Here is a 12,652-nt window from a genome sequence, read left to right as displayed (position 1 = left end):
CACTTTTTTATTCGACATAAATCAATCGACAAGGAACGTCCAAATCTTCCGTCAAATAATAACTACAACACAAGCGATGATAACCATCTGCAATGATTAATTCGTTCGCAGATCTTACCAACAAAATTGGAGAAAGCTTTTTATTTGCTTTTATTTTTTTGAAATTCTCTTGAACATGTCTATTTTCCAAAGGAAGCAAACTCAATTTACTCGCTCTAAAAATATCTTTGGATTTCTTGATGATTGTTTCGGCTTTCGATAATTTATTTGTAAGTGAAGTAGCTATTTCAGGCTTAAAAATTAATTCCAAATAATCTTGCGCAGCAGGAAAATCGTGATCTTCCGGTTCATCTAACCAAATATTTTTGTCATCTGTTAGGTTTTTCATGCTAATTAAAATTGATAGGTTTTTATAATTTTATCATCTAATAATTGCTTCATCAACATTTTATGTTGTTTACTTTTACCTCTAACCAACCAAGTTGTAGAAACATTTCCATCTGTAGCATGTTGCTTAGCAACCGAAAATTTTAAATCAAATTTTTTAAATAATGTTTGACAATATTCATATTCCTCTTTCGACTTTGTCAGAATTGTATAATATTTAATTTTATGGTAATCATCAATATAATTTTGAAGATAAGTTAATCCAACCAAAATAATCAAAACGATAACACTTCCCAATAAACCTAAATAAACATACCCCGCTCCAATACACATTCCCAACGATGCAGTCGCCCAAATAGTAGTTGCGGTCGTAATCCCTGCAACTTTATTATCGTCCTTAAAAATTACTCCGGCTCCTAAAAATCCAATTCCCGTAATGATATTTGCAGCCAATCGATCAGGATTTCCTACTCCAATTCGGATCGAAAGAATTGTAAACAAACAGGAACCAAAACTAACTAAAATGAATGTTCGTAAACCGGCAGATTTGTTGCGATATTCTCTTTCCGTACCGATCAAAACGCCAATTATAATCGATATACAAATTAAAATCAATTCATTTTGAATCGATTTCGCTAAAAATTCTTCCATAACAGAATATATAACATTAAATATACAAATTTGATCTTTTATTAACTATCCTATATCAATTTAAATCTAAAATTCTATACGTAAATTTGACTAAATCTAAAATAGTATGGAATTAGGAATAGGAATGTTTGGCGATCTACATATTGATCCTAAAACTGGTTATACACAAACTCCTCAACAACGTATGAGTGAGATTATAGAAGAAGTAAAATTAATGGACGAAATTGGATTAGATTTCTTTGGAATTGGAGAACATCATCGTCCTGATTACGCAGTTTCTTCTCCAGAAATTATTTTGGCTGCTTTGTCTACAGTTACAAAAAATATTAAGTTGGGAAGTGCCGTTTCTGTCATCAGTTCTACAGATCCCGTAAAGTTGTATCAAGATTTTGCTAGTGTTGACAATTTATCGAATGGTCGTGCTGAAATTATGGCTGGACGCGGTTCATTCATCGAATCTTTTCCTCTTTTCGGTTATGATTTAAACGATTACGATGCTCTTTTTGATGAAAAACTTCGTTTACTTTTAGATTTAAATAAAAACGAAGTAATCAATTGGCGCGGAAAATTTAGAATGCCAATTATTAATCAAAGTGTTTATCCAAAGCCTGTGCAAGAAAAACTACCTATTTGGATTGCTGTTGGCGGAACAAAATCATCAATTGTACGTGCTGCAACATTAGGTTTACCTATTATTTTCGCGATTATTGGAGGCAATCCTGCTGATTTTAACTATCTGTTCGAAATTTATAAACAAGTTTATATCGAAAATGGTCATGATATTAAAACGATGCAAATTGGCGTTCACATGCACTCTTTTTTTGGAGAAGATAGCGAAAAAATTGCAGAAGAATATTTTCCAATTTATGGTGCACAAATGAATAGAATTGGAGCAAGTAGAGGTTGGCCAAAATATACAAAACCACAGTTTGACTATGGACGTTCTACAAATGGACATTTGTTTGTTGGAGACGCTTCTTTAGCGGTTGATCGTATTTTGAAATATCAGGAAATGTTTGGTTTAACTCGTTTTTCTGCACACATGGACGTGGGAGCGCCAAATCACTTGGATATGATGAAATCTATCGAAATTTTTGGAAAAGATATTCTACCAAAAGTGAAAATGTAACAAAATAAATTTAATTTATAATGACAAAAGACACGATTCGTTTTCGTGTCTTTTTTTATTTTTCGTTAAAATTGAATGAATGAAGAAAATATTAGCCTGTTTTATTGTTTTAGCCAACTTCGGTGTGCATGCACAAGAAAGTAATTTTAGAACTTGGAATACCTTAAATATCAATCAAAAAATCAATAAAGATTTTAATTTTCAGTCGGATATACAATATCGTTCGTACGAAGATTTAGATCAGTTACAACAACTTTTGATTCGTGGAGGAATTGGTTACAACTTAACCGAAAATAACAATACAATTTTAGCTGGTTACGCCTACATTCAAAACAGAACTCCTACTGCTACAGACGATTATGCTCATAGTCACGAACATCGTTTGTATCAACAATTCAATACAAAACATGCTTTACAACGTTTTAATTTCGCGCATCGCTTTCGTGTCGAAGAACGCTTTTTAGAAAATGATACACAATTTAGATTTCGTTATCAATTGACTGCAACTGTTCCGCTAAATAATGCCAAATTAATCGAAAACACGTGGTATTTGAAAGCGTATGATGAGATTTTTCTACAAGCTGTAAAAGATAAAACGTTTGATAGAAATCGACTTGGTTTAAGCTTTGGTTACGTTATTTCGCCAACTTTTAGTTTAGAAGCTGGTTATATGTTACAAAGTCTTAAAGCATCTCATACCGATCATTTGATGATTGGATTGACAGTTAATAATCTGATAAAATAGTCTTATCTTGGTTAGGATAATTTACACTTGATTATATGAAAGTCAAGCTAAATGGAAAAATAAAAGTAAAATGCACTATTTTTATTAATTACTAATATAATTAATCTAATCAATAATTTTAATTACTTCATAAAAAAATAAGACCTCTTTAGTCGAAACTAAAGAGGTCTTATTTAAAAATATTTTTTCTAAGCAAAACTTATCAAATCTTCGTAGGCTTTTTTTGCCCCTTCAAAAACTTGTTGTTGCTCTTCTTCAGTTGTAAATTCTTGATTAATATAACCAATAAAAGTTTTCCAGATTTGACCAAGGTTTTCGCCGTAATGTCCAAAATAATTGAAACTTTTATTCTCTAAAAAAGGATACTTTTTCAGTGTTTTTGCAATTACATTTCCGCCAAGCATAGAACCTTCTATCACATACAAAGCTCCAATTGCTTCGGCTCTATTTCGAAGCTCGAATTGTTTTGGTACATTCAATTCTTCTAAACCTAACTCATTGATATCTTGTTCAATCAAAGACAATTTATTCAATTTTGTCAACGTTAAATTTTTTAAATCTTTGTCATTCAAAAATTGTTTGATAGAATCTTCATAAGATTTTAGAAAAATATGATTAACCTGCAACATTTTATAGTAATTTTTATCTGTAAATGTGCTGTTAAACAATTTATTCGACTCTAATTTATCTTCAATTTCTTTGTGATAAACCGCTGTTTTTTCTTTTAAATAATCAGATAGCATTCGTTAGATTTTTTTAAATGTTAATATAAAAGTTGTTCCTTCTCCTACTCTACTTTCAAAAGATATATCACCATTCATTCTGTCCATCATTCTATGCGCAATCGAAAGTCCAACTCCGTTTCCAGAAATGTTTCCAGTGTTAGACATTCTGCTAAATAGCTTGAACATTTTATGATAATCTTCTTCTTTTATGCCAATTCCGTTATCTTTTATTTTGAAGATAATTTCTTTATTATTGATTTCAGATGATATTTCAACCTTTGGGTGTTTTGCTTGAGATGAATATTTTATAGCATTACCAATAATATTCAGAAAAACCTCATAAAACATTGTTTTATCCCCCAAAACATTATGTATTTCTTTTACAACAACTTCAGTATTGTTAATCTTATAATACAACAAAACATCGTGTATAATCTTTTCTATGATTGGTTTTGTTTCGATTGTAGACAATACAATTTCTGATTTTTTAGCTTTACTCAACGCCAAAAGATCCTGCATCATTTGTGTCATTCGATCAATTTCTTCAATAACACTTCTTAATCGATCATTTTTAATTTCATCATCTTTCAAACTTCGTTGAAGCATCTGACAATTCAATTTCATCACCGATAATGGTGTGCGTAAATCATGAGAAACTGTATAGGTAAACGAGTCTAATTCGTCATTTATTTCTTTTAACTGTTCATATAAACTCTGAATTTTGAACGACTGTAAATGAAGTGTTTCTATAATTAACTTAATCACTTCTTTCGCTACATATTTCTCCTTATCTAACCAAATAAACGATTTACTCTTAATGTTCTCTTGCCAAATCTTGAAAGAAGTTCGAGGAGAAAAACTATGTATTTCATTGCCATTTATAACATCTACATTTTTAATTTTACTTGGTTCTCCAGCCCAATTTAAGGTTTGAATTTGTTCTTTTTTGAACCAAATTATAAAATGTTCATAAGTTTGATTTAGAAAACAAAACATTACACCAGCCGAATTTGTACTAAGCTTAAGCTCTTGTCCATAATCTAGATTAAAAGTATTCGACGTGAATAAACCTGCTGATTTTCTTTTAAATGCCCATTCTTTTATTCTCAAAATTTCTTCTTTATCTGGCGTTTCGCCTTCTACAAAAACATCGTCAAAATTAACCAATGCAATTCCATCTGCCTTTGTAAGATTAAGTACCTCTTTTAGATTATTATTAATTGATTGCTGAAGATTTTCTTCTGTTAAAAGATTTTCTTTGAGTTTAATCGCTGTTTCATTAAAATAATTTTGAAACTTTAATCGTTCAGTTGCTTTAAAATTTACATAAGTCAATCTTGCTTGACGCGTTAATAATTCGGTTTGCAAACGAACTTGATTTGGAATAAATTTTGGCTTAGAATTCTGACACGCTACAATTCCCCATAATTTCTCGTTAATTACAATAGAAATAGAAAAACTTGCTTCACAATTAGCATTACGCAAATACTGTAGATGTATCGGAGAAAGTGCTCTAACAGAAGAGTACTTCAAGTTAATTTTGTGATAATTTACATTACAAATTAAAATGATTCTTTTACTGTTAACATCTGCAACCAAACGGCTTTTTTTCTCTAAATACAGTTGACGTGCTTGTTTAGGAATATCAAATTCTGGATAACGCAAACCCATATAAGAATCTAATCCCTTATCAATTTCTTCCGCTATAACAACGCCGCTGCCATCTTCCAAAAATTTATATAGCATTACTCTCTCGTAATGAATCAAACTCTTTATAGATGAAATTAACAAATTCCAAGTTGAGCTTATAGACTTTGAGTACAAGATTTGTTCAGAAAAATTATAATAGGCTAATCTGTTTTCTAAAATAATTAATTCTTCTAACTCCAAATAAATCAATTCCTCAAAATGATAGACTGTTAAATGATAAATTTTCGAATTAACTTTTGTATTAGTTCGGTAAAAATCACCTTGTTCTAAATTCAAAACCTCGTCAAAATCAAGCTCAAAATCATGAAGTTGATTAATGTCTTGACTTAATATCTTTTCGGTAGAAATTTCAAATAATTCATCAATATTTTGAGAAAAAAATTCAATTTGATGCGAATTTTTATGAATTCCTATCAAATATCCAAAAGGTTGAATTTCGTTGAGAAACTGAATTTCTTCGTCTTCACAATTTTTGATGATTTGGTTGGTCATATAAATGGTTTAGGAGTGTAATTATGAATCTAAGTTAAATTTATTTTTTAATCTTCTTGTCTTTTAATTTTCAGAATATAATTTTCCAACTCTAATTCATCGGTATCCACTAATTCGAAATCACTAAAATGAGTTAAATGTTTCTCAAAAAATGCTGTAACTTTTTCTTTTTCTAACGATGGATGAACTTTAATTCCGTTGAATTTTATATTCTTCATATAGACATAAAAATCGTAATCAAAATCGGTTTCTCCTAAATATGTATTGGCAATTTTCCCTTTCCATTTGATATCAAAAACACCAAATTCTTCTGTATCTAAAAACGTAATTTCGTGCTGTGCAACCGTGTCATTTCCTAACATCGAAATACCAAAAGCAAGATTTTCAGACTCGTCAAGATTTACTGGAAGAGGATCAATTTCGAAAGTTTTTTTATTGAGTTGATTAAAATCTAATTGCACATCATTTCCGATCTTTATTCCTTTATTGTTCCAATATGTACTCGAAATGATAGCATGATCATAATTAATCCAAAGTTGTTTTTCTGCATTCTCTTCAGAAATATCGTCTATTTCATCCAAATCATCTTTATATTCTTCTTCTTCATCATAATTATCTGATTCTAAATGAAGATCCATCCAAAGGTCAAAATTTTCATCAAGGCGAGCACTCCAAACAAAATCTATTACTTTGTGTCCGTTTGTAAATGGGCTATTCGAAAAATATATTTTGTTATTATCCTTACTCATAAATTGGGTTTTGACTTATGTTTTTGAATTTACAACGATTATTCTACTCTACAAAATTTTAAAAAATAATTGATTCGTTTATTAGATATTGTCATTGATTCTCAAAGAAATAAAAAAAGTGCAATTTCAATAGAAATTGCACTTTTAAATTATAGTTATGATTTATAAATCAATTGAATTATAAGGTTTCTTTTAACCATTTGAAAAATTCTGTATGCCAAATCACAGAATTTTGAGGTTTTAATACCCAGTGATTTTCTTCAGGGAAATAAATGAAACGAGATTTGATTCCTTTCAATTGTAAAATTTGATAAGCCTCCTGTCCTTGTCCCATTGGCACACGATAATCGTGACCACCAACGTAAATTAACATTGGAGTATTCCATTTATTTACTAGTTCTGTACTACTTGGATCAAATTTAGAATACGTTTTTTGCGCAGCTTTATTATTTGTTTCCCACCAAGCGCCACCAGCATCCCAGTTTGTAAAGAAAATTTCTTCTGTTGTTCCATACATCGATTTCAAATCGAATACACCGTTATGAGAAATAAATGATTTGAAACGACCTTCGTGAATACCTGCTAAATAGTAAACAGAATATCCCCCATAAGACGCACCGACAGCACCACGACGATCTTTATCTACATAAGATTCTTTCGAAATATCATCAATCGCAGCTAAATAATCTTGCATTACTTGTCCTCCCCAATCTTTCGAGATTTGCTCATTCCACTCTACTCCATGACCTGGCATTCCTCGACGGTTTGGCGCAATTACGATATAACCTTGTGCCGCCATTAATTGGAAATTCCAACGAGGAGAATAAAATTGTGTTAAAGCAGATTGTGGTCCACCTTGACAATACAATAAAGTTGGGTATTTTTTATTCGGATCGAAATTTGGTGGATAAATTACCCATGCATGCATTTCTTTTCCGTCTGTTGTTTTAATTTTACGTGCTTTTACATCACTCAACGCTATGTTATCAAAGATCTCTTTGTTTTCATTTGTTAATTGCGTTAATGCTCCAGATTTTAAATCAACCACATAAATTTCTGCAGCGTGATTAATGTCTGTTTTTGTAACAATTGCTTTATTCCCAACAACTTCTTTGATGTCTGCAATGTCAAAATCACCTTTTGTAATTTGTTTGATAAAAGGCATTTTTCTCATTTTGAAGTTTACATCAACCTCGAATAATTGAATTGTTCCTCCAACTGGTGCATTGAAATAAATTTTGTTTCCATCATTGCTCCATTTATAACCTTGTACCGTTCCGTCCCAATGTTTTGTAATATTCATTTCGATATCACCACGACGAACGATTAAGTCATTTTTATCTGCTTCGTAACCATCTCGTTCCATGCTCAAAAACGCAAAATCTCCTTGAGAAGAAAAACTTGGTGTATTGTCATAACCCAATTTTCCTTCTGTGATATTTTTCGTCGTTTTCGTAGCTAAATCGTATTGATAAATATCTGTGTTTGTGCTTAATGCGTAATCTGTTCCAAATTTCTTCTTAGAAACATATAATATTTTACTTCCATCTGGTGTCCATACAAATTCTGAAACTGAATATGGTTCATCTTTTAAAACATCAATTTTAGTCGAACCTTCTTTGTTTTCTGACACAAATAAATGATCGTAATTTCCATCATTCCAAGTATCCCAATGTCTGTAATTTAATTCGTTATAAATCTGCACATTCGATTTGTCCATTTCTGGATAATAATCAAAACCAAAAACCTTTTGTAATTTAACTTTATCAGTTTCTGCTTTATATTGTTGAGATTTATTCAACGATTCATCAGCCAAAAGCGTTTTATAATCTTCGATTTCCGAAGCTTTTCCTCCTGCCAACGAAATCATATATGTTTTCGATGTGTCTTCTTGTGTTTTTACGTTAGTAGAAGTTACTTTATAAATCAGATTTTTTTGATCTTTCGTTACTCCAACTGGAGCTACTTTTTTTACTTGCCAAAGAAGTTCTGGCGTCATTACTTTTTGTCCCATTGCTGTTGTCGATATCAAGATACTTGCGACTAATACAGAAAATCTATTCATGTTAATTTCAAATCTAAATAATTGTAAAAGTAACAATTCTTTATGGAGAAAGGTAAAATTTATAATTAAAAAAAGACATCATCCAGTACAAATTGTACTTAAATGATGTCTCCGCTAATAATTTTTTTCAAATCGTCTAATCGATTCTTAAAATTAGGCTATATATTTTATATTAAACTACTTAATTAAAAGTTTAACTTATTTTTATGAGTAAAAACTGGAATAATTGCTCCAAAAACTAAGTTTTGTTGGGAGAACACAATATCCTGTTTTGCTTTATCAGCTTTGTTTGCAGTTGTACGAATATCACTCAAGTTAGCATATCCACCCTTTAATTCGGCCTGTACAAAGAAATAATCCCAAAAAGTAAAGTTAATCCCAACCATTGCAGCTGTTGCAAAACCTGCTAAGTGAAACTCATCATAACGTTCATTACCCATCAATTTTACGTTAGAACGTGGATATAAAATCCCTGCTCCCAAACCAGCTGTTACGTTAACATCGATTCCTTTTCCATTTTTTGTGATTGGGAAATGTTGAATATTATCAAAACGACGAACCTCTAAATTAGCATAGTTCAAACCATCTGTATGCTCAAACGTTAAGAAATCTTCTGTTAATTTTTGATCGACATTATTATATGTTCCATCGTAATCTGAACCTGTATTGATGTGACCATTCATTTTTACAACTTGATCTTGATCCATCACATATTTCATGTGGTCAATCCCGAAAGAGATATTCCAATTATCCGAAACAAAGTAACCTAAACGGAAGTTATATTGCGGAATCGTCATAGAACTTGGATTGAAATACTTGATTCCAAAGGAAGTTTGACGGTCATGAGCTGCTACATTATCCAACGTAAAATCGTATCCATCTCCTTTGAACTGAATATCTGATTTTGTATACTGCGCGTGATTCCAACCCCAATAAATATAAAATTTACCTTTATTATTTTTTCCTTGCCCGAAAGTAGTTGCAACCAAAGCAACTAAAAACATTACACTTATATACTTTCTCAAAATTTAACTTTTTGCAAATCTATTCTTAAAAAAATTGAGTAAAAATGATTTATGATATCAATTTTATATCTAGACAATATTTAAAATCAATAAACATTGTTAAGCGTCATAAAATAAAATGATAAATATTTATTAAAAATGATATCCTCTATTTTGTAATTAAAAATTAAAATATATTTTTGTGACATAATGAAAGACTACCTGATAAAACATAGCATCGGAATTTTTTTCACGCTTCTTTTGGTGTTCAGTACGAACATGCAAGGGTTGGCGGGCTATATGGATTATCAGATGAGATTGGAGCAGCAAGACGAAAAAGATTCTTCTGACAATGATCAAAAAGCTTTGTTTTCTCAAACTTCAACTGAAGAAGAAAATAATCAGAAAAATTCTTCGAGCGAAATTACAGAAAAAATACATTATTTCCACGAAATAAAATTGTTTACATTTTTTAATGTGAAACAAATTACATATTCGGATTTTCATCATTCTAATGCATATGCATCTTTAGATAATGGTGTGACAACTCCACCTCCTGAATTAGTTTAATTTTTTAATTGATTTTTTGCATCATCCTATTCAAATCTATTGAATGGATAGCAAATTTATTTTTATCATTTCAAATTATTAAATAATTCATTTTAAAACTATTATGAATCTTTTTCAAAATTGGAAAAAGGACATACCTGCGAGTATTGTTGTCTTTTTCGTAGCATTGCCTTTATGTTTAGGTGTTGCGTTGGCCAGTGGTGCGCCTTTATTTGCCGGAATTATTGCGGGAATTGTAGGAGGAATTGTTGTTGGTCTTATTTCTAAATCTCAAATTGGTGTTTCTGGTCCTGCGGCTGGTTTGGTCGTTATTGTATTAACTGCTATTACAGATTTGGTTGCTTACGAACTATTTTTAGTCGCGGTTGTTATCGCCGGAATTTTTCAAATATTACTAGGTATTCTAAAAGCCGGAGTTATTGGTTATTACTTTCCATCTTCGGTGATTAAAGGAATGTTATGTGCGATTGGTATTTCAATTTTCTTGAAACAAATTCCATTAGCGTTAGGCTATACAGAAACATTTAGTTTTAGTAATTTTAGTTTAGATTTTATCACGCCAGGAGCCATTATTATTACAGCAATCTCTTTATTTATCTTGATTGTTTGGGATAATATTTTAGGAAAAAAATCAAACTTTTTCAAATTATTACCAGGATCATTAGTAGCTGTATTAGTAGGTATTTTGTACCAAGTTACAATTGGTGATACCAACCACGAAGTATTTTCTATCGACCACAATTTATTAGTAAAAGTTCCTGTTCCTGAAAGTGTTTCAGATTTCTTAGGACAATTTACTATGCCCGATTTCGCCTCTGGATTAACAAATCCTATGGTTTGGCAAGTTGCATTTACCATCGCAATTGTAGCGTCATTAGAGACTTTATTATCTGTAGAAGCAACTGATAAATTAGATCCTTTAAAGCGTCAAACACCTACAAATCGAGAATTGATTGCACAAGGTGTCGGAAACTCTTTAGCTGGTTTAATTGGAGGTTTACCTGTTACGCAAGTTATTGTACGTTCATCTGCAAATGCAATGAGTGGCGGGCTTACAAAACTTTCTACAATTACGCACGGTGTTTTATTATTAGTGAGTGTGATCTCTATTCCAATGTTTTTAAATTTAATTCCAAATGCGGTTTTAGCTTCTATTCTATTGGTTATTGGATACAAATTAGGTAATCCGAAACAATTCTTGGATATGAAAAAATTAGGAAAAGATCAGTTAATTCCGTTCGCAGTAACAGTTATTGCAATTTTGGCAACAGATTTATTAAAAGGTATCATCATTGGTCTTATTGTTGGTGTAGTGGTTTCGTTAATCAAATCTTACAATAACTCGCACGTAATGTTGGTAAAAGAAGGAAATGTTTTCCATATGAATTTTGCTGAGGAGGTAACGTTTGTAAACCGCGGTGCAATTGTAAAAGAATTAGATGGTTTGAAACCTGGTTCTAATCTTGAATTAGATGTTAGAAAAACTCGTATTCTAGATTATGATATTATCGAATATTTAGATGAATTTAAAGTAAAAGCAAAAAATAATAATATTAATATTCGACTAATTTCCGAACGTGGAACAGTAGATAATCCTCCATCGTTTAGAGAATTCTTTGGTTACGTTTTAGTAGCTGGAGCGCATTAATCTGTAAAAAACATATAAAAATTAAAACACACACAATAAAATTAAATATAATGAAAGCACATACATCAGAAACTCAAGCAACAACAACTCCAGATAAAGCGTTAGAATTTTTAAAAGAAGGAAATGCAAGATTTGTTCAAAATTTAAAAGCGAACAGAGATTTACTTTCACAAGTGAATGACACAAGAGAGGGACAATGGCCGTTTGCGGTTGTTTTAAGCTGTATTGATAGCCGTACTTCTGCGGAACTTATTTTCGATCAAGGTTTAGGAGATATTTTTAGTGTACGAATTGCTGGTAATTTCGTTAATCAAGATATTTTAGGTTCGATGGAATTCGGAACAAATGTGGCTGGCTCTAAATTGATTGTTGTCTTAGGACACTCTAAATGTGGCGCTTTGAAAGGCGGATTAGACGCTGAAGCAATTCACAAAACTGGAATGAATAATTTGTGTCATTTGGTTGATCATTTCAATCCAATTATCGACGAAATTATAAAAGATGGTGAAGAACGTTCTTCTAAAAATGCAGATTTATTAGAAAGATTAAATCACCAAAACGTTATACAAACAATAGAAGATATTCGTAACCAAAGTACAACCTTGAATACCTTAGAAAAAGAAGGGAAAATCAAGATAATAGGTGCAAACTACTGTGTAGATTCAGGCGTTGTAACTTGGTTATAAAACAATTAATTCTTTAGATATTTTTTAGTAATGTAAAAGCCACTCTGCGAGTGGCTTTTGTTATTTAATTGGCAATATCCAAAAAACTGTG

12 protein-coding genes are annotated in these 12,652 nt (G+C 31.0%); 5 read left to right on the top strand and 7 right to left on the bottom strand.

Annotation, left to right across the window (positions count from 1 at the left end; all coding sequences use genetic code 11):
- Positions 1–7: 7 nt before the first annotated feature.
- Together B2X73_RS09775 and B2X73_RS09770 are read right to left on the bottom strand one after the other, a co-directional pair.
- Positions 8–388 carry a hypothetical protein gene (locus tag B2X73_RS09775; protein WP_286496269.1) on the bottom strand — a complete coding sequence of 127 codons (381 nt, stop codon included), beginning with the start codon at positions 386–388 and terminating at the stop codon, positions 8–10.
- Between the two features lie 5 nt (positions 389–393).
- A complete protein-coding gene (locus B2X73_RS09770) occupies positions 394–1,038 on the bottom strand; it encodes an MgtC/SapB family protein (protein ID WP_280037384.1) in 645 nt (214 codons plus the stop codon).
- 106 nt (positions 1,039–1,144) lie between these two features.
- On the opposite strand from B2X73_RS09770, the gene B2X73_RS09765 reads away from it, so the two are divergent.
- Both B2X73_RS09765 and B2X73_RS09760 read left to right on the top strand, forming a co-directional pair.
- Entirely contained in the window at positions 1,145–2,167 is a 1,023-nt protein-coding gene (locus B2X73_RS09765) for an LLM class flavin-dependent oxidoreductase (protein WP_291096342.1), read from the top strand.
- Between the two features lie 79 nt (positions 2,168–2,246).
- Positions 2,247–2,912: a DUF2490 domain-containing protein gene (locus B2X73_RS09760; RefSeq protein ID WP_286496271.1), complete on the top strand. Its 666-nt coding sequence runs from the start codon at positions 2,247–2,249 to the stop codon at positions 2,910–2,912.
- 188 nt (positions 2,913–3,100) lie between these two features.
- On the opposite strand, the gene B2X73_RS09755 is transcribed toward B2X73_RS09760, so the two are convergent.
- The 5 genes from B2X73_RS09755 to B2X73_RS09735 form a co-directional block, all read right to left on the bottom strand.
- On the bottom strand, positions 3,101–3,655 hold the full coding sequence (locus B2X73_RS09755; protein ID WP_291048121.1) for a biliverdin-producing heme oxygenase: 555 nt from the start codon (positions 3,653–3,655) through the stop codon (positions 3,101–3,103).
- Positions 3,656–3,658: 3 nt separating this feature from the next.
- On the bottom strand, positions 3,659–5,839 hold the full coding sequence (locus tag B2X73_RS09750) for an ATP-binding protein (protein WP_291096341.1): 2,181 nt from the start codon (positions 5,837–5,839) through the stop codon (positions 3,659–3,661).
- A gap of 47 nt (positions 5,840–5,886) precedes the next feature.
- Positions 5,887–6,588, bottom strand: coding sequence for a hypothetical protein (locus tag B2X73_RS09745; protein WP_291096340.1), 702 nt, complete (start codon positions 6,586–6,588; stop codon positions 5,887–5,889).
- Positions 6,589–6,766: 178 nt separating this feature from the next.
- Positions 6,767–8,653: a S9 family peptidase gene (locus B2X73_RS09740; RefSeq protein ID WP_291096339.1), complete on the bottom strand. Its 1,887-nt coding sequence runs from the start codon at positions 8,651–8,653 to the stop codon at positions 6,767–6,769.
- Between the two features lie 185 nt (positions 8,654–8,838).
- Positions 8,839–9,678: a hypothetical protein gene (locus B2X73_RS09735; protein ID WP_260509658.1), complete on the bottom strand. Its 840-nt coding sequence runs from the start codon at positions 9,676–9,678 to the stop codon at positions 8,839–8,841.
- Positions 9,679–9,867: 189 nt separating this feature from the next.
- On the opposite strand from B2X73_RS09735, the gene B2X73_RS09730 reads away from it, so the two are divergent.
- The 3 genes from B2X73_RS09730 to B2X73_RS09720 all read left to right on the top strand — a co-directional run bounded on the left by B2X73_RS09730 (position 9,868) and on the right by B2X73_RS09720 (position 12,561).
- On the top strand, positions 9,868–10,227 hold the full coding sequence (locus B2X73_RS09730; protein ID WP_125350206.1) for a hypothetical protein: 360 nt from the start codon (positions 9,868–9,870) through the stop codon (positions 10,225–10,227).
- Between the two features lie 103 nt (positions 10,228–10,330).
- Positions 10,331–11,875 (top strand): SulP family inorganic anion transporter, encoded by a 1,545-nt coding sequence (locus B2X73_RS09725; protein ID WP_291096338.1) that lies wholly within the window; start codon positions 10,331–10,333, stop codon positions 11,873–11,875.
- A gap of 50 nt (positions 11,876–11,925) precedes the next feature.
- Complete coding sequence (locus B2X73_RS09720) at positions 11,926–12,561, top strand: carbonic anhydrase (protein WP_280051755.1); 636 nt, start codon at positions 11,926–11,928, stop codon at positions 12,559–12,561.
- The last annotated feature ends 91 nt before the right edge of the window (positions 12,562–12,652 follow it).

Source organism: Empedobacter sp. UBA7252 (assembly GCF_002472765.1).
Classification (GTDB): Bacteria; Bacteroidota; Bacteroidia; order Flavobacteriales; family Weeksellaceae; genus Empedobacter; species Empedobacter falsenii_B.
This window is presented reverse-complemented; position numbering and strand designations above follow the sequence as displayed.